This window comes from Streptomyces sp. NPDC052020, assembly GCF_040680575.1.
Taxonomy (GTDB): Bacteria; Actinomycetota; Actinomycetes; order Streptomycetales; family Streptomycetaceae; genus Streptomyces.
The window spans coordinates 364,402-383,066 of sequence record NZ_JBFAWY010000001.1; the positions used below are offsets into that span (position 1 = coordinate 364,402).

17 protein-coding genes and 1 pseudogene are annotated in these 18,665 nt (G+C 74.7%); 11 read left to right on the top strand and 7 right to left on the bottom strand.

Annotated features, from left to right (window positions below):
- Positions 1–249: 249 nt before the first annotated feature.
- A complete protein-coding gene (locus tag AB0L74_RS01625) occupies positions 250–1,029 on the bottom strand; it encodes an SDR family oxidoreductase (RefSeq protein ID WP_365644308.1) in 780 nt (259 codons plus the stop codon).
- A gap of 143 nt (positions 1,030–1,172) precedes the next feature.
- Between AB0L74_RS01625 and AB0L74_RS01630 the strand changes: the two genes are divergently transcribed.
- Complete coding sequence (locus AB0L74_RS01630) at positions 1,173–2,813, top strand: alkaline phosphatase D family protein (protein WP_365644311.1); 1,641 nt, start codon at positions 1,173–1,175, stop codon at positions 2,811–2,813.
- On the opposite strand, the gene AB0L74_RS01635 is transcribed toward AB0L74_RS01630, so the two are convergent.
- Positions 2,800–3,867: a Gfo/Idh/MocA family oxidoreductase gene (locus tag AB0L74_RS01635; protein WP_365644314.1), complete on the bottom strand. Its 1,068-nt coding sequence runs from the start codon at positions 3,865–3,867 to the stop codon at positions 2,800–2,802. The genes AB0L74_RS01630 and AB0L74_RS01635 overlap by 14 nt on opposite strands.
- A 108-nt stretch (positions 3,868–3,975) precedes the next feature.
- Here AB0L74_RS01635 and AB0L74_RS01640 point away from each other — a divergent pair, with 108 nt between their 5' ends.
- The 3 genes from AB0L74_RS01640 to AB0L74_RS01650 all read left to right on the top strand — a co-directional run bounded on the left by AB0L74_RS01640 (position 3,976) and on the right by AB0L74_RS01650 (position 7,727).
- A complete protein-coding gene (locus AB0L74_RS01640) occupies positions 3,976–5,382 on the top strand; it encodes a multidrug effflux MFS transporter (protein ID WP_365644317.1) in 1,407 nt (468 codons plus the stop codon).
- 11 nt (positions 5,383–5,393) lie between these two features.
- Positions 5,394–6,509, top strand: coding sequence for a serine hydrolase domain-containing protein (locus AB0L74_RS01645; protein ID WP_365644503.1), 1,116 nt, complete (start codon positions 5,394–5,396; stop codon positions 6,507–6,509).
- Positions 6,510–6,734: 225 nt separating this feature from the next.
- Entirely contained in the window at positions 6,735–7,727 is a 993-nt protein-coding gene (locus tag AB0L74_RS01650; protein ID WP_365644320.1) for a small ribosomal subunit Rsm22 family protein, read from the top strand.
- On the opposite strand, the gene AB0L74_RS01655 is transcribed toward AB0L74_RS01650, so the two are convergent.
- Positions 7,724–8,002 (bottom strand): DUF6243 family protein, encoded by a 279-nt coding sequence (locus tag AB0L74_RS01655; RefSeq protein ID WP_365644323.1) that lies wholly within the window; start codon positions 8,000–8,002, stop codon positions 7,724–7,726. The genes AB0L74_RS01650 and AB0L74_RS01655 overlap by 4 nt on opposite strands.
- Positions 8,003–8,147: 145 nt before the next feature.
- Here AB0L74_RS01655 and AB0L74_RS01660 point away from each other — a divergent pair, with 145 nt between their 5' ends.
- Both AB0L74_RS01660 and AB0L74_RS01665 read left to right on the top strand, forming a co-directional pair.
- The gene (locus AB0L74_RS01660) at positions 8,148–8,810 is read left to right on the top strand and encodes a TetR/AcrR family transcriptional regulator (protein ID WP_365644326.1); all 663 of its coding nucleotides are present in this window, start codon (positions 8,148–8,150) and stop codon (positions 8,808–8,810) included.
- Positions 8,811–8,998: 188 nt separating this feature from the next.
- Entirely contained in the window at positions 8,999–9,730 is a 732-nt protein-coding gene (locus tag AB0L74_RS01665; protein ID WP_365644329.1) for a bifunctional DNA primase/polymerase, read from the top strand.
- A gap of 125 nt (positions 9,731–9,855) precedes the next feature.
- On the opposite strand, the gene AB0L74_RS01670 is transcribed toward AB0L74_RS01665, so the two are convergent.
- Positions 9,856–10,857 carry a hypothetical protein gene (locus AB0L74_RS01670; protein ID WP_365644332.1) on the bottom strand — a complete coding sequence of 334 codons (1,002 nt, stop codon included), beginning with the start codon at positions 10,855–10,857 and terminating at the stop codon, positions 9,856–9,858.
- A gap of 158 nt (positions 10,858–11,015) precedes the next feature.
- Between AB0L74_RS01670 and AB0L74_RS01675 the strand changes: the two are divergent.
- A pseudogene (locus tag AB0L74_RS01675) lies at positions 11,016–11,282 on the top strand (PhzF family phenazine biosynthesis protein); the annotation flags it as partial.
- Between the two features lie 73 nt (positions 11,283–11,355).
- Here AB0L74_RS01675 and map read toward each other — a convergent pair.
- Entirely contained in the window at positions 11,356–12,213 is an 858-nt protein-coding gene (map, locus tag AB0L74_RS01680; protein ID WP_365644335.1) for a type I methionyl aminopeptidase, read from the bottom strand.
- A gap of 58 nt (positions 12,214–12,271) precedes the next feature.
- Between map and AB0L74_RS01685 the strand changes: the two genes are divergently transcribed.
- Positions 12,272–12,502, top strand: a complete 231-nt coding sequence (locus AB0L74_RS01685) for a hypothetical protein (protein WP_365644338.1) — start codon at positions 12,272–12,274, stop codon at positions 12,500–12,502.
- Between the two features lie 118 nt (positions 12,503–12,620).
- Here AB0L74_RS01685 and AB0L74_RS01690 read toward each other — a convergent pair whose 3' ends face one another.
- Positions 12,621–13,223: a hypothetical protein gene (locus tag AB0L74_RS01690; RefSeq protein WP_365644341.1), complete on the bottom strand. Its 603-nt coding sequence runs from the start codon at positions 13,221–13,223 to the stop codon at positions 12,621–12,623.
- A gap of 162 nt (positions 13,224–13,385) precedes the next feature.
- Between AB0L74_RS01690 and npdG the strand changes: the two genes are divergently transcribed.
- A complete protein-coding gene (npdG, locus tag AB0L74_RS01695) occupies positions 13,386–14,102 on the top strand; it encodes an NADPH-dependent F420 reductase (protein ID WP_365644343.1) in 717 nt (238 codons plus the stop codon).
- Between the two features lie 4 nt (positions 14,103–14,106).
- The gene (locus tag AB0L74_RS01700; RefSeq protein WP_365644346.1) at positions 14,107–14,358 is read left to right on the top strand and encodes a hypothetical protein; all 252 of its coding nucleotides are present in this window, start codon (positions 14,107–14,109) and stop codon (positions 14,356–14,358) included.
- 15 nt (positions 14,359–14,373) lie between these two features.
- On the opposite strand, the gene AB0L74_RS01705 is transcribed toward AB0L74_RS01700, so the two are convergent.
- Positions 14,374–15,171: a site-2 protease family protein gene (locus tag AB0L74_RS01705; RefSeq protein ID WP_365644349.1), complete on the bottom strand. Its 798-nt coding sequence runs from the start codon at positions 15,169–15,171 to the stop codon at positions 14,374–14,376.
- Positions 15,172–15,351: 180 nt separating this feature from the next.
- Here AB0L74_RS01705 and AB0L74_RS01710 point away from each other — a divergent pair, with 180 nt between their 5' ends.
- Positions 15,352–18,654: a BTAD domain-containing putative transcriptional regulator gene (locus AB0L74_RS01710; RefSeq protein ID WP_365644352.1), complete on the top strand. Its 3,303-nt coding sequence runs from the start codon at positions 15,352–15,354 to the stop codon at positions 18,652–18,654.
- Positions 18,655–18,665 lie beyond the last annotated feature (11 nt).

Consider the following 18,665-nt stretch of genomic DNA (forward strand, 5'->3'; position numbering starts at 1 on the left):
CGATGTTCGGCAGCCGTTCCACGCACCGGTGCGCACCCGCGGTGTCGCGGGTCCACCCCCAGCCGGTGCCGTGGAACGGCTGCCGTCTTCCCCCCTCGGTATGGCTTGCGGAAGACCAGTGCTTCAAGTGTGAAGCTCTGGTGCAGGAAAGTTGAGCACACGTCCGCCACCGGCCGCAATAGGGCGGACGTACTAACTCCGCTTGTGCGGTTGCGGAATCGGCCGTCCCGAGGGCCGGCCGGCGCCGCCTCAGCCCCGTCCGATGTACGGCATCGCCGTCGCCAGTACCGTCGCGAACTGCACGTTCGCCTCCAGCGGCAGTTCCGCCATGTGCCGCACCGTGCGCGCCACGTCGGCGACGTCCATCACCGGCTCCGGGGCGGTCTCGCCGTTGGCCTGGAGGGCGCCCGTCTGCATCCGTGCCGTCATGTCGGTCGCCGCGTTGCCGATGTCGATCTGGCCCACCGCGATGCCGTGCCGCCGGCCGTCCAGCGACAGCGACTTGGTCAGGCCCGTCAGCGCGTGCTTGGTCGCCGTGTACGCCACCGAGTGGGGGCGGGGCGTGTGCGCCGAGACCGAGCCGTTGTTGATGATCCGCCCGCCCCGCGGGTCCTGCTCCTTCATCCGCCGGTACGCCGCCTGCGCGCACAGGAACGCCCCGTTGAGGTTGGTGTCCACCACGTGCCGCCACGCGTCGTACGACAGCTCCTCGACCGGCACGCCGCCCGGCCCGAACGTCCCCGCGTTGTTGAACAGCAGGTCCAGCCGCCCGAAGCGGTCGCGCACGGCGTCGAACAGGGCCGTCACGTCCTCGGGCCGTGACACGTCGGCGCGGACGGTGAGGGCGGTGCCGCCCGGCACGAGGGCGGCCGTCTCCTCCAGGGTCTCGGCGCGGCGGCCGGCCAGGGCCAGTGACCAGCCCGCGCGCAGCAGTTCGACGGCGACCGCGCGGCCGATACCGGACCCCGCGCCGGTCACCACGGCGATCCGGGAGCCGGTGTCCGGGCGGTTCGTTTGCATGGCATTCATGCGCCCGCAGCGTACGGGAAGGTCCGCCATCCGGAACTCATCAGCCCGCCATGCGGATGTTGTGTACGTGCCAATCCGGCGTCGTCTCCGGCGAATCCAATGCCTCTTGCACCTATTCATGAGGTTCGCCAGGGGAGGACCGGATGACACCCGCAGACCGTGCGTCACAGCACACTTTGGAACTGCGCGCCGCCGCACGGCACTTCGGCCGCCGCCGCTTCCTGACCACCACCGGCGCCGCCGCCGCGCTCGCCTTCGCGGTGAACCTGCCGGCCGCCGGCGCCGCGAGCGCCGCCGAGCTCGACGCCGCCCGGATCGCCGACGACCCGTTCACCCTCGGCGTCGCCTCAGGCGACCCGCTGCCCGACTCGGTCCTGCTGTGGACGCGCCTGGCCCCCGCCCCGTACCAGCCCGACGGCGGACTGCCCGCCCAGCGCGTTACCGTCACCTGGGAACTGGCCCTGGACGAACGGTTCCGCCGGGTCGTCAGACGCGGCCGGGCCACCGCCCACCCGGAGTTCGACCACACCGTGCACGTCGAGGTCGGCCACCTCGCGCCCGCCCACGTGTACTACTACCGCTTCCGCGCAGGAAGCTGGGTGAGTCCGGCCGGCCGCACCCGCACCGCCCCCGCCCGCGGCAGCCGGGCCGCCGGCCTCGACTTCGGCCTGGTCTCCTGCCAGAAGTACGACGAGGGCTACTACACGGCCTACAGGCACCTGGCCGAGGAGGACGTGGACGTCGTCTTCCACCTCGGCGACTACCTCTACGAGTACGCCGTCAACTCCGCCGCCGGCTCCCGCGCCTACCCCGCCGGCACGCTGCCCGCGGTGTTCAACCGCGAGACGGTGACGCTGGAGGACTACCGCCTGCGGTACGCCCTGTACAAGTCGGACCCCGACCTGCGGGCCGCGCACGCCGCGCACCCCTTCGTCGTCACCTGGGACGACCACGAGACCGAGAACAACTACGCGGACGACACACCCGAGAACAGCGTCCCGCCGGAGGAGTTCCTGCTGCGCCGGGCCGCCGCCTACCGGGCCTACTGGGAGAACATGCCGCTGCGCCGCCCCCAGCTGCCCGAGGGCCCCGACCTGAAGCTCTACCGCCGCCTGCACTGGGGCCGGCTGGCGCAGTTCGACGTGCTCGACACCCGCCAGTACCGCTCCAACCAGGCCTACGGCGACGGCTGGCAGTACTCCGGCCCCGAGTCGGAGGACCCGAGCCGCACCCTGACCGGCGCCGCCCAGGAGCGCTGGCTGATCGACGGCTGGCACCGGTCGGACGCCGTGTGGAACGTGGTGCCCCAGCAGGTCACCTTCTCCCGGCGCTACAACTCCACCACCCTGCCGTCCAAGGTCTCCATGGACTCCTGGGACGGCTACCCGGCCTCCCGCGAACGGGTGCTGGCCGGCGCGCAGGCCGCCGGTGTCGAGAACCTGATGGTCCTCACCGGCGACGTGCACGTGCACTACGCCTTCGACATCAAGCGCGACTTCTCCGACCCCGGCTCCAAGACCATCGGCACGGAGATCGTCACCACGTCCGTCACCAGCGGCCGCGACGGTTCGGCGAAGCCGTCCAACTGGGACACCCTCATGACCGCCAACCCGCACATGAGGTTCTTCAACGGACTGCGCGGCTATGTGACGGTGTCCCTCGGCCGGGAGCTGGCGCGGGCCGACTACAAGACGGTGTCCCACGTGACCGCGCAGGGCGCGCCGCTCACCACCGCCGCCTCCTTCGTGACGGAGGTGGGCGACCAGGGCCTCAGGCCGGCGTGACGACGGCAGCCTCCCTCTCGCCGGTCCCACCGGCCCCGCCGGCGCCGTCGGCGCCGGCCGCCTCGGCCGGGTAGCGGACGCCGACGCGCTCGCGGATCGCGTCGAGCGTCCGCATCACGGCGAGCGTGCCGTCGAGCGGGACGAGCGGGGACTCGGTCTCGCCGGCGCGCAGCGCCCGCATCACCTCCCGGGCCTCGTGCCGGTAACCGGCCCGGGGGCCGCCGGCCGGATCGGCCGTGAACTCCTCCGGTTCGCGGCCGTCCCGGTGCAGCACGAACCGGTCCGGGTCGAAGAAGCCGGCCGGGATGTCGACGCGGCCCAGTGAGCCGGTGACCGAGGCCGAGGTCCCCGTACCCCCGATGAGGGAGCAGTGCACCGAGGCGAGAGCACCGCTCTCCCACGAGAGCAGCGCACCCGTCTGGAGATCGACGCCCTCCGGCGAGAGCACCGCTCGCGCCGTCACGTCCGACGGCTCCCCGAGCAGCAGCTGCGCGAACGACACCGGGTACACGCCGAGGTCGAGCAGCGCGCCCCCGCCCTGCGCCGGATCCCGCAGCCGGTGCGAGGGCGGGAAGGGACCGGCCAGCCCGAAGTCCGCCTGCACGGTGCGCACCTCACCGATCGCACCGTCGTCCACCAGCTCCTTCAGCCGGCGGACCAGCGGATTGCAGTACATCCACATCGCCTCCATCAGGAAGCGGCCCCGCGCCCGCGCCAGCGCCACCAGTTCCCCGGCCTCGCGCGCGTTCAGCGTGAACGGCTTCTCGCACAGCACGTTCCGGCCCGCCTCCAGGCACAGGCCGGCCGCCGCCCGGTGCGCCGCGTGCGGGGTGGCCACGTACACGACGTCGATGTCCTCGTCCGCCGCCAGCCCTTCCCAGCCGCCGTACGCGCGCGGCACCCCGAACCGCTCGGCGAACGCCCGTGCCGACTCCTCCGTCCGCGAGGCCACCGCCACGACCTCCGCGTCCGGCAGGTCGACGAGATCCGCCGTGAACGCCGCCGCGATCCCTCCGGTCGCCAGAATCCCCCAGCGCACCTTACGTTCCGTCACCCTGCCCCACCCTCGCTCACGTTCGTACACATTCCCACAAGCGGTCCTGCGGGCCGTTCGCACGAGCTGAGAGCATAGGTGCCGGATCTGTCGAAAAGGGAGGGGCACATGCCCGAACGCAGGGCATCCATACCGAGCACGTCACCGGAAACCCCACACATAACCTCACCAAAGGCGGCACAGCGGACCCCGCGGCAGGAGACCGCGCCGGCGGCCGGACCGGCGACGGCACCGGCCGCCGACGCGCTGCGCGGCACCCGCCGCACCAGCCTGCTGGTCACGCTGATCCTCGGCGGCCTCACCGCCACACCGCCGCTGGCGATGGACATGTACCTGCCCGCGCTGCCGGAGGTCACCGAGTCCCTGCGCGCGCCCGCCGCGACCGTCCAGCTCACCCTCACCGCCTGCCTGGCCGGCATGGCCCTCGGACAGATGGTGGTCGGCCCGATGAGCGACCGGTGGGGGCGCCGCCGCCCGCTCCTCGCCGGCCTCGCCGTCTACGTCGTCGCCACCGTGCTGTGCGCCCTGGCGCCCACCGTCGAACTCCTCGTCGCCTTCCGGCTCGCGCAGGGCCTGGCGGGCGCCGCCGGGATCGTCATCGCGCGGGCCGTCGTCCGCGACCTGTACGACGGCGTGGCCATGGCCCGCTTCTTCTCCACCCTCATGCTGATCTCGGGCGTGGCCCCGGTGGTCGCGCCGCTCATCGGCGGGCAGATCCTGCGGGTGACGGACTGGCGGGGCGTGTTCGCCGTCCTCACCGTGGTCGGGGCCGTGCTGGCCGGGGTCGTCTGGACGAAGCTCCCCGAGACGCTGCCGCCCGGCGAACGGCACGGCGGCGGCGTCCGCGACACCCTCGGCTCCCTGCGGACCCTCCTCGCCGACCGCGCCTTCACCGGGTACATGCTCGCCGGCGGCTTCGCCTTCGCCTCCCTGTTCGCCTACATCTCCGCCTCGCCGTTCGTGATCCAGGAGATCCACGGCGCCTCCCCGCAGACGTTCAGCCTGCTGTTCGGCCTCAACTCCGTCGGCCTGGTCGTCGTCGGGCAGATCAACGGCAAGGTGCTGATCGGCCGGGCCGGACTGGACCGGGTGCTCGGCATCGGCCTCGCGGTCGTCATCGCCGCCGCCACCGCGCTGCTGCTGATGTCCCTGGGCGTCTTCGGCGACGTCGGCCTCGCACCGGTCGCCGCCGCGCTGTTCGTGCTGATGTCCGCCATGGGCGTCACCCTGCCCAACACCCAGACCCTCGCCCTGATGCGGGTCAGGCACGCGGCCGGCTCCGCCTCCGCCCTGCTGGGCACCTCCTCCTTCCTCATCGGCGCGGTCGCCTCCCCGCTCGTCGGCATCGCGGGGGAGGACACCGCCCTGCCGATGGCGGTCGTCCAACTGGCCGCGGCCCTGGTGGCACTGGCCTGCTTCCTGGGAATGTGCCGTCCCTGGAAGGAGCGGACCACCGCGCGGGGCGGGCAGTACGCGCCGGACAGGGACGCGGAGAGGAACGGGGAGGACAGCTGAGCGCGCCGAGACTGCGCAGCGACACACCGGAGCGGGCCGGACTCGACCCCGGGCAGCTGCGCCACCTCGTCGGGGAGGTCCACGCCCTCACCACCGGGGAACGCCCCTGGGCCGCGGGCGCCGTCGTGGTCGCCGGGCGCGGCCCGGTGCTGGCCGTGGAGGAGGCCGCGGGCTGGGCCGTGCGGTACGCCGCGTACGACCCGCAGACCGACGCGGGCGTGGAGCTGCCGGCCGCCGCCCGGGTCCCGATGACCGTCGGCACGCCCTTCGACCTGGCCTCGCTCACCAAGCTGTTCACGTCCGTCGCCGCCGTGCAGCAGATCGAGCGGGGCACGCTCGGCATCGACGCCCGGGTCGGCGCCTACCTGCCCGAGTTCCACGCCGCCGCCCGGCACGGCGTCACCGTACGGCAGCTGCTGACGCACACCTCCGGGCTGCGGCCCGAGCTCCCGCTGTACGCCTGCGCCGGCGAGGGGGAGCGGCTGGCCCGGCTGCGGGCGGAGCCGCCGGCGGAGGCGCCCGGCACGTACCGCTACTCGGACCTGAACATGCTGCTCCTCCAGCACGTCCTGGAACGCGTCACCGGCCGCTCCCTCGACGCCCTCGTCCGCGACGGGATCACCCGCCCCCTGGGCATGACGGCGACGCGCTTCGGGCCGTGCCCGGGCGCGGCGGCCACCGAGGACCAGCGGCGGCCGTGGGCCAAGGCGGACCGGGGGATGCTGCGCGGGGTCGTCCACGACGAGAACGCGTGGGCGCTGGGCGGCGTGGCGGGCCACGCGGGGCTGTTCTCCACCGGCCGGGACCTGGCCGTGTTCTGCCGGGCCCTGCTCGCGGGCGGCGCGTACGGGCCCGCCCGCATCCTCGGACCCGGCTTCGTGGACCTGCTGCTGGCCCCGCCGGGGCTGGGCTTCGCCCTCGACCAGCCCTGGTTCATGGGGGAACTGGCGGGGCGGGGAGCGGCCGGGCACACCGGGTTCACGGGGACGATGCTGGTCCTGGACCGGGCGACGGACACGTTCCTCGTCCTGCTGGCGAACACGGTGCATCCCCGCCGGAGGCAGGCGGACAACGGCCCCCGGGCGGCGGCGGGGACCCGGGTGGCGCGGGCGGTGCGGGGGAGGTGAGGCGGGCGCCGGGGCCCGGGGCTTGCGCGGGGGGAGGTGCGGGAGGCGCCGGGCACGTGAGTCCGGTGCGGGGGAGACGGGGCAGGCGCCGGGCACGTGAGTCCGGTGCGGGAGGCACCAGGGACGTGAGCGTGGCCCGGGGGAGGAGCGAGGCCGGTGCTGAGGGGGAGCCGTCCGGAAGCGAGAGCACCGCTCACACCCGCCCGTACCCCGTAGAATCACCGGGTGACCGCCCCCGTATCCCCAGCCGAAACCCTGCGCGCCGCCCTCGCCGGGCTGCTCGACGGGCTTCCGGCGCGGCAGGCCGCGCAGGCCGTGGAACGGCTGATCGCCAGCTACCGGGGCGCCACCCCCACCGACGCGCCGATCCTGCGGGACCGCGCGGACGTCGTCGCCTACGCCGCCTACCGCATGCCTGCCACCTTCGAGGCGGTGCGGTCGGCGCTGGCGGCGTTCGCGCGGAGCGCGCCCGCGTGGGCGCCCGGCAGCCATGTCGACGTCGGCGGCGGGACCGGCGCGGCGACCTGGGCGGCCGGCGCCGTCTGGGACGGCGTCCGCCCGGTGACCGTGCTCGACTGGGCCGAGCCGGCGCTCGCCCTCGGCCGGGAGATCGCCGCCGCCAACCCGGCCCTCGCGGACGTCACCTGGCAGCGCACCCGGATCGGAGCGGCGCTCACTCTGGAGAGCACTGATCTCGTCACCGTCTCCTACGTCCTCAACGAGCTGACCGCGCCCGACCGCGCCGCCCTCGTCGACGCCGCCGCGTCCGCCGCGCAGGCCGTCGTGATCGTCGAGCCGGGCACCCCCGACGGCTACGCCCGGGTCATCGAGGCCCGCGACCGCCTGGTCTCCGCGGGCTTCCACGTCGCCGCCCCCTGCCCGCACAGCGACTCCTGCCCCATCGCGCCCGGCACGGACTGGTGCCACTTCTCGGCCCGGGTCAGCCGCTCCTCACTGCACCGCCAGGTCAAGGGCGGCTCGCTCGCCTACGAGGACGAGAAGTTCAGCTACGTCGCCGCGGCCCGCTTCCCGGTCGCGCCGGCCCCGTCCCGCGTGGTCCGCAGGCCGCAGATCCGCAAGGGCCAGGTCCTGCTCGACCTCTGCGAGACGGAACCGGCGCTGCGCCGGGCCACGGTCACCAAGCGCCACGGCGACCTCTACAAGGCGGCCCGCGACGCGGAATGGGGCGACCCCTGGCCCCCGGCGGACCACCGCTAGGGCCTCGCCTCCGTCTCCCCCTTCGGCTCCTCCGCCCCGTCGGCCCCTTCCTGCCGCTCCTGCCGCTGCGACTCCTCGGGTCCCTCCGCCTTCCCGGCTCCCTCCCGTTTCTCCTGTTTCTCCTGCAACCTGCGCAGGAGTTCCCGCTTCTGGGCCTGGGGGTCGAGGCCGCCGCCGACGGGACGGCCCCGGCCGCCGCCGCGCAGGGCCTCGCGGCCGAGATGCCGACGGGTACCGCCGACGCCCAGCATGTTCCCGGCTCCGCCTCGGCTCATGACACCACTCCTTCCGGCCGGCCTCCACGGCCGGCACCCGGCCGGGCCGCCATCCGGCGCATGGACGACACGAGACGTTCCGTCTCGAATACCACTCCACTGTCTGACGAGACGGACCGTCTTGTCAACCTGATAGATTCGCCCCATGGCCGACCAGAAGCCCCCGCCCCGCCCCGCCGCCCCCCGCCGCCCCGACACCTCGCGCCGCAGCGAGAAGGCCCGCCGCGCCATCTACGAGGCCGCCCTCGCCCTCGTCGTGGAGCTCGGCTACCCGAAGACCACCATCGAGGGCATCGCCGCGCGCGCCGGCGTCGGCAAGCAGACGATCTACCGCTGGTGGTCGTCGAAGGCGGACGTCCTGCTGGAGGCGTTCCTCGACCTGGGCGACCGGGGGGCCGGCGCGACCGAGGAGGCGGGACGCGCCGGGGACCGGGACCCGTACGCCATCGCGGACACCGGCGACCTCGCCGCCGACCTCAAGGGCGTGCTGCGCGCGACCGTCGACGAACTGCTGGACCCGAAGTACGACGCCCCCTTCCGCGCCCTGGCCGCCGAGGGCGTGGTCGACGAGGAACTGGGCCGCGTCGTCGTCGCCAAGCTGCTGGAACCCTCGCTCCGGCTCTACACCGACCGGCTGCGCGCCGCGCAGGAGGCCGGCCAGGTCCGCCCGGACATCGATCCGCGTATCGCCCTGGAGCTCTTCGTCTCGCCGCTGGCCCAGCGCTGGCTCCAGCGCACGGCCCCCATCTCGTACGAATACACCGACACGCTCGTCGACTACGCCCTCAACGGCCTGATACCGCGCTGACCTGCGGTCGGGCTCCCCCGAAGCGCGCCTTCCGGCGGGACGCGCGCCGGTCGCCGGCCCGCGGGAGCGCCGCGCGTGCGGCGTAGGTCCCCGCCCCGTTGGGTACCCCGAGCCCCGGCCCCCCCAGCGCGCGGGATGGTGGGACCATAGGGCATGCTGTTCCGCACGACGGCGAGGCGAGGGGATAGATGAGCGCGGAGTTCGGCGGCCGAGGCGGCCTTCAGGGCAAAATCTCCCAGTGGCTGCGCGGACGCCGCCCGAAGGAGGCCGCCGGTGACGGCGGCCGGGAGGCCCTGCTGCTCGCCGCCGCCGGCGCGGGACTGCCGCTCGCGCCCGCCGCGCACCCGGTCGGCTACCGGTGCTCCTGCGACCGGGTCGGCTGTCCCACCCCGGCCCGCCATCCGATCTCCTTCGCCTGGCAGACGCAGTCCACGACCGACCGCGCGCAGATCGAGCGCTGGGCCCGGCACCAGCCGCAGGCCAACTTCATCACCGCGACCGGCATGGTGCACGACGTCCTCGACGTGCCGCTCCGGGCGGGCCGGGAGGCGCTGGAGCGGCTGCTCGGCGCGGACGTCGAGGTCGGCCCGGTCGCCGAGAGCGACGACGGCCGCATGCTGTTCTTCACCCTCACCCGGGGCACCCCCGAGGACGAGGACGAGTGGTGGCCGTGCGAGCTGGACTGCCACCCGGAGACGATGGACGAGCATCCGGGCCTGCGCTGGCACTGCCGCGGGTCCTACGTCCTCGTACCGCCCGCCCGGCTGCCCGGAGAGCACCAGGCGGTGCGCTGGGTCCGCGGCCCGGAGCACCCGCTGCCGGACCCGCTGACGCTGCTGGAGGCGCTGACCGACGCCTGCGCCCGGTACGCCGCCGAGGAATCCGACCACGCGGGCACGGCCTGGCCCCTGCGCCACTGACCCCGCGGCACGGCCCCCCGCCCCGCCACGGCCCCGGGAGCCGCCCGCCGACAGCCCCCGGAGTCCCCGGACCCTTCCCGCGCGCCCGGAGACCTTAGCCCGCGGCCCGGCCCGGACGGCAGCCCTCAGCCGCCCTGCGCCGACGTCAGGCCCTGGATCCGCCCCAGGACCGTCACCCGCGGCTCGTCCGAGCCCTTCGGCGGATCGAGGGCGACCTCGTTGGAGACGAACTCCAGGGTGAGGGACTGCTTGATCTCGCCCGTCGTCAGTGCCAGCACGTCCTTGTTCGGCCGGGGCACGGACGCGCCCTGCGCGGCGGTCTGCTTCTCGAAGTGGCGCGTGGTGAAGAACACCAGCGCGCCGCCGTCGGCGGTGCGCAGCGCCAGCGGCGCGTAGTCGCCGTGCGTCAGCGGCTCGTCGATGTACTGCCGCGCCAGGCCGGGCCGGATCGCCTGCTTCTTCCGCAGCTCCCGCCACCGACTGGTGTGGGCACCGGCCGCGAAGGTGTCCCCGCCGTCCTTCAGATAGGTCGTGTAGTCCTTGCTCAGATCGGCCGGGGGGACGGCGAGGTCGGTGGAGTCGGCGGGGACGGCCTCGGCCCACCCGTCCTTGTCCGTCTTGAACTCCGGTACGTCACCGGCGGCGGTCAGCGTCAGGTAGGCCACCTCCCAGGGCTGCTCCAGCCCGTCACGGGTGAACACCAGCAGCCAGCGCGCGTCACCGCCCTTGTTGCCGCGGGCGTCGGCCAGGAACCAGCGCGGCCAGCCCGCCTTCTTCGGGATCGTGAACTTCGCGTCCGTCAGCTTCAGCGGTGTGTGCGAGGGGTTGCCACCGGGGTTGTTGGCATGGCCCGCCTTCAGCCGGGCGGCGTCGATGTCGGCGAGGGCACCGGTGGTGTGGTCGGCGTCCAGTGAACTGTCGTATGCCTCGTCCGCCTTGTTGTACGCGGTCGTGAACTGCCGGAGCGCCTCGGTCGCTTCGGCGCGGGAGGCCGCCGGGAGCACCTCGCGCTCGCCGTGCACCACCACGCATCCGCTCGCCGTCAACGACAAAGCGGTCACGGAGGCCGCTATCAGTGCGCTCCGGACAGGCCTGCGGAGCCGTCGAGAGCCGCGATCCCTGCTCATCAGGTCCCTTCACCTTCCCCTTTCCGGAGGCGAACCCTACCGGTGCGCAGGCGGGTTCGGTCGCCCGGTCCGGGTACAGCGGCCACACCGTGACCTGGCGGCCCCCGGCCGTCGGCGGACCCAGCTCGCTCGCGCGGTGCTTGAATGCTCCCCCCCCCGTGAACGACTACGACGTCCTGCGCGTCTTCTGCGCGCCCCACGGCGGATACGGCAACGAGCTCGGCGTCGTACGCGACGGATCGGTGGTTCCGGAGCGCGCGGAGCGCCAGGCGCTGGCCGCCCGGCTCGGGTCCGGCGAGACGGTGTGCGTGGACGACCCCGAGCGCGGCGTCACCGGCATCTACACCCCCGCCCTGCGCCTGCCCTTCGCCGGTCACCCGTGCGCCGGTGCGGCCCGGCTGCTCGACGTGCCCGAACTCCTGACCGCGCCGCAGCCGGACGGCTGGGTGGAGATCGGCGGGCGGGCGCTGCTGGAGCGGTGACGGACCGGGCGGGCCGCTACGGCAGGGTGAGGATCTCCGCCCCGGTCTCCGTCACCACCAGCGTGTGCTCGAACTGGGCGGTCCGCTTGCGGTCCTTGGTCACGACGGTCCAGCCGTCGTCCCACATGTCGTACTCGTGCGTCCCGAGCGTCAGCATCGGCTCGATCGTGAACGTCATGCCGGGCCGGATGACCGTCGTGGCGTGCGGGCTGTCGTAGTGCGGGACGATCAGCCCCGAGTGGAACGAGCTGTTGATCCCGTGCCCGGTGAAGTCCCGCACGACCCCGTACCCGAAACGCTTGGCGTACGACTCGATGACCCGGCCGATGACGTTGATCTGGCGGCCCGGCTTGACCGCCTTGATCGCCCGGTTGAGCGCCTCGCGGGTGCGCTCGACCAGCAGGCGGCTCTCCTCGTCGACGTCCCCGACCAGGTAGGTGGCGTTGTTGTCGCCGTGCACGCCGCCGATGTACGCCGTCACGTCGAGGTTGACGATGTCGCCGTCGCGCAGCACCGTGGAGTCCGGGATGCCGTGGCAGATCACCTCGTTGACCGAGGTGCACAGCGACTTGGGGAAGCCGCGGTAGCCCAGCGTGGAGGGGTAGGCGCCGTGGTCGCACATGTACTCGTGCGCGACCCGGTCCAGTTCGTCCGTGGTCACGCCGGGCGCGATGTGCTTGGCGGCTTCCGCCATCGCCCGCGCCGCGATCCGCCCGGCCACGCGCATCGCCTCGATCGTCTCGGGCGTCTGCACCTCCGGGCCGGTGTACGGCGTGGGCGCCGGCTTGCCGACGTACTCGGGGCGGCGGATGTTTCCGGGTACGGAACGGGTGGGAGACAGCTCCCCTGGTACGAGCAGCGACTGGCCAGACATGTCAGCGAGTCTAACCAGCGGGCATACGAGACCATGTCCCCGGCGAAAGGAGCCGCTCATGGCCCTGTTCAAGAAGCGCACGGCCGGAAAGCCGGGCGAGTGGTACTACTGCCTGGAGCACAAGAAGGTCGAGGAGGGGCCCGAGTGCCCGGGCAAGGACCGCTTCGGACCCTACGCCTCCCGCACGGAGGCCGAGCACGCGATGGAGTCCGCGCGGGAGCGCAATCTCCAGTGGGAGAACGATCCCCGCTGGCACGACGCCCCCGCGGCCCGCTCGGACGACGACTGACCCTCCCGCCGGAGGGCCGGGCCCGCCAGGGGTGAGGCGGCGGGTGGACGCGCCGTCCCCGGACGGCGCCCGCCGGGGCCCGGCGCCCGCGGCGGCCCGCTTCCGCCGCCGCCCGCCCCTACCAGTGCCCCGGCGGCGGTGCCGTCAGCTGGTCCGCCAGCCGGGAGAGCCGGTCCCGCAGCCGCCGCCGGCCCCGGGGAGCGGGCAGCGCGTTCTCCCCCGCCGCGGCGCTGACCAGGTGCTGCACGGTGTCCAGGTCCAGCTCGGCGCCCTGCGGAACGGCCAGCTCCTCGTGGGCCAGGGCGGCCAGGTCGCCCTCCCCGGCACCGAGGGCCAGGACCGTCGCCCCGGCCCGCCGGGCATCGTGCACCCGTTCGAGAAGGGGCGGGTCCGGGTCGCGCGGTGCCACCACCAGCAGCGTCTCGCCCCGCCGGGCCGCCGCCAGCCGCCCCAGCCCGACCGCCAGATGCGGCGGGTCCGCCGGACGCGTGTCGTGGCGTACCAGGGTCGGGGCCAGCTCCGGCGTCCCCGACCAGGCCGCCTCGTCCACCAGGTGGGCGGCCAGGTGCCACGGCTCGTACTCCGGCGTGCCCACCAGCAGCAGCCCGCCCCCGTGCGACACGACCGACCCCCGCAGCGCCCCCGCGAACCTGCGGGTGGCCCCCAGCCACTCGGTCCCGGCGAGTACGTCGCGCAGCAGCGCGACCCGTACGGCGTCCATGGGCGCATCCTGCCGCAGCCGGCTCCGCGCGGCCCGGGGTTCGCCGCGGATTCGCCCGGTCCGGGCACGCGACCCGGCGCCCGCCGGGGGCAGGGGGCGCCGGGGAGGCGGGCGCCGGCACCTGATCCGGTGGGCGCGGCGGGGCGCACGTAGAGTCGGCCCATGACCTCTACCGACAGCGCAGCACAGGGCGGACAGAAGGCCCCCGCCAAGGACCCCTGGGACCTGCCCGACGTCTCCGGACTGGTCGTCGGCGTGCTCGGCGGCACCGGACCGCAGGGCAAGGGCCTGGCCTACCGGCTCGCCAAGGCCGGCCAGAAGGTGATCATCGGCTCCCGGGCCGCCGAGCGCGCGCGGGCCGCCGCCGCCGAGCTCGGCCACGGCGTCGAGGGCGCCGACAACGCCGAGACCGCCCGCCGCGGCGACATCGTGATCGTCGCCGTTCCCTGGGAGGGGCACGGCGAGACGCTTCGATCGCTGCGCGAGGAACTCGCCGGCAAGCTGGTCGTCGACTGCGTCAACCCGCTCGGCTTCGACAAGAAGGGCGCCTACGCCCTGAAGCCGCAGGAGGGCAGCGCCGCCGAGCAGGCCGCCGCCCTGCTGCCGGACAGCCGGGTCACCGCCGCCTTCCACCACCTGTCCGCCGTGCTGCTCCAGGACCCGGAGATCGAGGAGATCGACACCGACGTCATGGTGCTGGGCGAGGCGCGGGCCGACGTGGAGATCGTGCAGGCGCTCGCCGGGCGCGTCCCGGGCATGCGCGGCATCTTCGCCGGGCGGCTGCGCAACGCCCACCAGGTCGAGTCGCTGGTCGCCAACCTGATCTCCGTCAACCGCCGCTACAAGGCACACGCCGGGCTCCGCGTCACGGACGTATGAGGCGATGGGGGACACTGGTGGACGCAAACCAGTGCCACCGTGTCCCCCGACAGGAGCCGACCCCATGCCCCGCCTCGCCCTCTACGCCCTGGTCGTCTGCGTGCTCGCCCTCGCCGCCGCCGTCGTCTCGTTCGCGCGGGGCAGCGTGCTGATGGGCGTGGTGTGGGTACTGCTGATGGGCGTGTCGTCCAACATGTGCTGGTACTACCTCAAGCGCGGCCGGGACACCCGCCGCTCCACCTCGGCCGCGGGCTGACCGCCCGGCCGCCGGTCACCGGCCGGCCGAGCAGATCTCGTCGGTCTGCCAGAAGCGGTACAGCTCGAAGCCGCAGTACGAGTCGAAGTCGCTGATCCCGAGGGCGCGCAGCACGGTGTCGATCGCGTCGAAGAACGCGCCGTTCAGCGACGGCACCCACAGCAGCGCGAACACCAGCAGCAGCCCGAACGGCGCGAACGGCTCCAGCTGCCGCCGCACGGAGTGCGACAGCCAGGGCTCGATCACCCCGTAGCCGTCCAGGCCGGGCACCGGCAGGAAGTTCAAGACCGCCGCCGTGACCTGGAGCAGCGCCAGGAAGGCCAGCGCGAGCCGGAAGTCGTGCGGCACGCCGTCCAGCGCGTCCAGCCAGAACGGGGCGGTGCACACCACGGCGAACAGCACGTTCGTCAGCGGGCCCGCCGCGGAGATCAGGCTGTGCCGCCAGCGGCCCGGAACGCGCCCGCGCTCGATGAACACGGCACCGCCCGGCAGGCCGATGCCGCCCATGATCACGAAGATCACCGGCAGCACGATGCTCAGCAGCGCGTGCGTGTACTTCAGCGGGTTCAGCGTCAGGTAGCCCTTCGCGCCGACCGAGATGTCCCCGCCGTGCAGGGCGGTGCGCGCGTGCGCGTACTCGTGCAGGCACAGGGAGACGATCCACGCGGCCGTCACGAACAGGAACACCGCCAGGCCCGGCTGCTCGGCGAACCCGGTCCAGGCGGCCCAGCCGGTGACCGCCGCGACGGCCAGGATCCCGACGAAGACGGGGCTGATGCGCCGCTCGCCATGGCGGGTGGTGGCGGTGGTCATGGGGCTCCCTGGGCTCGACACGCGGTGGCCGCCCGACCGTACCGGGCGCGAGGGGGGAACGTCTCGCGCCCGGTCTCCGGTTCCTGGCGGACGGAACGGGACGGACCTCCCGCGGCGCGCGGGCCCCGCCGCGCCGCGCCGCGGAAACCCCCATGACCGGGTTTCGCGTCACCGGAGACAATGGACCCCGTGCGCTACCGCATTCTCGGCACCACTCAGGCAGCCGGCCCCGACGGCACCACCGTCCCGGTCGGCGGTGCGCGGCTGCGCGCCCTGCTGACCGTGCTCGCCCTGCGGCCCGGCCGCACCGTGCCCGCGGCCCGGCTGGTGGAGGAGGTGTGGGACGGCGCCCCGCCCGCCGACGCCGTGGGGGCGCTGCAAGCGCTGGTCGGGCGGCTGCGCCGGACGCTCGGCGCGGACGCGGTCGCCTCCGCCGACGGGGGCTACCGGCTCACCGCCTGCGCCGACGACGTCGACCTGCACCGCTTCGGCCGGCTGAGCGGCGAGGGCCTGCGCGCCCTGGCCGACGGCGACCCCGTCAAGGCGGCCGAACTGCTCGACGACGCCCTCGCCCTGTGGCGGGACCCCGTCCTCGCCGACCTGCCCGACCGCACCGCCGAGGCGGCCCGCTGGGAGACCCGGCGCCTGGACGCGCTGCGCGCCCGCCACACCGCCGCGCTCGCCCTCGGCCGCGCCGAGGACGCCCTGCCCGAGCTGACCGCCCTGTGCGACGCCCACCCCCTGGACGAGCCCCTCCAGGCGCTGCGGCTGCGCGCCCTGCGCGACACCGGCCGCACCGCCCAGGCGCTGGCCGCCTACGAGGACGTGCGGCGGCTGCTCGCCGACCGGCTCGGTGCCGACCCGGGGCCCGCGCTGCGCGCGCTCCACGGCGAGCTGCTCCAGCGGCCGGAGGCCCCGCCCCCGCCCCCGTCCCCGCCCGCGCCACCGGCCGCCCGGCCCGACCGTCCGCGCGGCAACCTCCGCGCCCGCCTGACCTCCTTCGTCGGCCGGGACGCCGACCTCGAGGTCATCCGGGGCGACCTGGCGACCGCCCGGCTCGTCACCCTGCTCGGACCGGGCGGAGCCGGCAAGACCCGGCTGTCGCAGGAGGCCGCCGAGGCCGCGGGGGAGGCGGCCCGGGACGGCGTGTGGCTGGCCGAGCTGGCGCCGCTCGACGACCCGGACGCCGTCCCCGAGGCGGTCCTGACCGCCGTGGGCGCCCGCGAGACCGTGCTGTACGGCGCCGGCGCCGAGGAGATACGGGCCGTCACCGACCGGACCGGGAACCCCGTGGACCGTCTCGTCGAGCACTGCGGCCGGCGCCGCATGCTGATCGTCCTGGACAACTGCGAGCACGTCGTCGAGGCGGCCGCCCGCCTCACCGAGGAACTGCTCGCCCGCTGCCCGCGCCTCACCGTCCTGGCCACCAGCCGCGAACCCCTCGGCGTCCCCGGCGAGTTGCTGCGGCCGGTGGAGCCGCTGCCCGAGCCGGCGGCGCTGCGGCTGCTCGCCGACCGGGGCGCCGCCGCCCGGCCCGGCTTCCGTGTGGAGGACGACCCCGGCGCCTGCGCCGAGATCTGCCGCCGCCTCGACGGCCTGCCCCTGGCCATCGAACTGGCCGCCGCCCGCCTCCGCATGCTGACGCCGCGCCAGATAGCCGACCGGCTCGACGACCGCTTCCGGCTGCTCACCTCCGGCAGCCGCACCGTCCTGCCCCGCCAGCAGACCCTGCGCGCCGTCGTCGACTGGTCCTGGGAGCTGCTCGACGAGGACGAGCGGGACGTCCTGCGCCGCCTGTCGGTGTTCGCGGGCGGCTGCGACCTCGCCGCCGCCGAGGCCGTGTGCGGACCGGCCGCCCTGGAGGTGCTCGGCTCCCTCGTCGACAAGTCGCTGGTCGTCGCCGCGCCCGCGGGGGACGGCGAGATGCGCTACCGGCTGCTGGAGACCGTCGCCGAGTACGCCGGCGAGCGGCTCGACGAGACCGGCGGGCGCCGCGAGGCGGAGCGCGCGCACCTGACGTACTACCGCGAACTGGCGCGTGCTAGCGACACCTCGCTGCGCGGCCCCGGCCAGCTCGCCGCCATCGAGCGGCTGGAGCGGGAGTACGAGAACATCCGCACCGCCCTGCGCCGCGCCGTCGCCGCGCGCGACGAGCAGGAGGCCCTGTGCCTGGCGCTGTCACTGGTCTGGTACTGGCAGATGCGCGACCTGAGGATCGAGGCCGGCACCTGGTGCGGCGAGGTGGCGGCGCTCGGGCCCGATCCGTTCACCGAGCCGGTCCGGCCCGCGGGCCCGGTGTGGGAGCGCTGCACGGCCGCCCCGCCCCCGATGACCGGTGAGGTCCTCGCCGAGGCCCGGCGCGGCGTGCACCTGGCCCATCTGGCCTGCCTGGACAGGAAGCCGGACGTCCTGAGCTCCCCGGCGCTGCGGGCGAAGCTGCGGGTCATCGCCGCCACCTACGAGCCCGGTCTGCCGCAGACCTGCCGCAGCCCCGGCCTGCTGTGGTTCGTCGCCGTGATGCTTACCGGCGACCTGGAGCGGCTGCGCCTCCTGCTGGACGCGGCCGTGCGCACCTGCCGCGAGACGGCGGGGTTCGACTGGGAGCTGGCCGGCAGCCTCCAGATGCGCGCCACCGTCCTGGCCCACCGGCCCGACTGGGCGGGCGACGCCGCGCGCGACGCCGACGAGTCGCTGGAGATCTTCCGGCGCCTGGGCGACGCCTGGGGCACGGCCGAGGCGCTGTCCGCGCGCGCCGAGGCCCTCGAACGCACGGGCGAGCACCTGCGGGCCGCCGCCGACTACGCCGCTGCCGCGGAGTACGCCGAACGCCTGGGCGCCCACGCCCAGATGGCGGTCCTCGGCGCCCGGCGCGGCAGCGCGCTGGTCGACTCCGGCGACCCGGACGAGGCCGAACGGGGCGAGCGCATCCTGCGCGAGGTGATCGAGGAGTCGGTCCGCACCGGCGACAGCGACGCCCTGCCCGCCGCCCGGCTCTTCCTCGCCGGCCGGCTGTCCATGACGGGCCGGACGCGGGAGGCGCGCGAGCAGCTGCGCCGGCTGCGCGAGGAGTCCCCCATCGCCCACTTCGCCGCCTTCGACGCGTTCGTCCTCGCCTCCGAGGCGTGGCTGGACACCCTGGAAGGCCGCCACGAGGAGTCCCTGCCGACGATCCGCAGGGCACTGGAACAGGCCGACGACCCCCTGTCCGCGGCCATCGCCCCGCACATGCGCGCCGCCTATCTGACGATCGCCGCGATGGCGCTGGCCCGCGTGGACGGCGGGCGCCGGGCCCGGGACGCCGCCCGCTGCCTGGGAGCCGCCGCCGCGATGACGCCCCCGGCCCATGTCACGACGGCCATGGAGCGCGAGGCCCGCGAACGGGCCGTCGCCCGGGTCCGGGAGGCGCTCGGCACCGAGGCGTACGAGGCCGCGTACGCCGAGGGCGGCGGCCTCTCCCCCGAGGAGGCCGCCGCCCTGGTCTGACGTGCCCGTGC

What these genes read in the sequence shown, in the direction of transcription:
- AB0L74_RS01625 (WP_365644308.1), bottom strand. Translation starts at nt 1,029, where the DNA reads ATGAATGCCATGCAAACGAACCGCCCGGACACCGGCTCCCGGATCGCC.
- AB0L74_RS01630 (WP_365644311.1), top strand. Translation starts at nt 1,173, where the DNA reads ATGACACCCGCAGACCGTGCGTCACAGCACACTTTGGAACTGCGCGCC.
- AB0L74_RS01640 (WP_365644317.1), top strand. Translation starts at nt 3,976, where the DNA reads ATGCCCGAACGCAGGGCATCCATACCGAGCACGTCACCGGAAACCCCA.
- AB0L74_RS01655 (WP_365644323.1), bottom strand. Translation starts at nt 8,002, where the DNA reads ATGAGCCGAGGCGGAGCCGGGAACATGCTGGGCGTCGGCGGTACCCGT.
- AB0L74_RS01660 (WP_365644326.1), top strand. Translation starts at nt 8,148, where the DNA reads ATGGCCGACCAGAAGCCCCCGCCCCGCCCCGCCGCCCCCCGCCGCCCC.
- AB0L74_RS01665 (WP_365644329.1), top strand. Translation starts at nt 8,999, where the DNA reads ATGAGCGCGGAGTTCGGCGGCCGAGGCGGCCTTCAGGGCAAAATCTCC.
- AB0L74_RS01670 (WP_365644332.1), bottom strand. Translation starts at nt 10,857, where the DNA reads ATGAGCAGGGATCGCGGCTCTCGACGGCTCCGCAGGCCTGTCCGGAGC.
- map (WP_365644335.1), bottom strand. Translation starts at nt 12,213, where the DNA reads ATGTCTGGCCAGTCGCTGCTCGTACCAGGGGAGCTGTCTCCCACCCGT.
- AB0L74_RS01685 (WP_365644338.1), top strand. Translation starts at nt 12,272, where the DNA reads ATGGCCCTGTTCAAGAAGCGCACGGCCGGAAAGCCGGGCGAGTGGTAC.
- AB0L74_RS01690 (WP_365644341.1), bottom strand. Translation starts at nt 13,223, where the DNA reads ATGGACGCCGTACGGGTCGCGCTGCTGCGCGACGTACTCGCCGGGACC.
- npdG (WP_365644343.1), top strand. Translation starts at nt 13,386, where the DNA reads ATGACCTCTACCGACAGCGCAGCACAGGGCGGACAGAAGGCCCCCGCC.
- AB0L74_RS01700 (WP_365644346.1), top strand. Translation starts at nt 14,107, where the DNA reads ATGGGGGACACTGGTGGACGCAAACCAGTGCCACCGTGTCCCCCGACA.
- AB0L74_RS01705 (WP_365644349.1), bottom strand. Translation starts at nt 15,171, where the DNA reads ATGACCACCGCCACCACCCGCCATGGCGAGCGGCGCATCAGCCCCGTC.
- AB0L74_RS01710 (WP_365644352.1), top strand. Translation starts at nt 15,352, where the DNA reads ATGGACCCCGTGCGCTACCGCATTCTCGGCACCACTCAGGCAGCCGGC.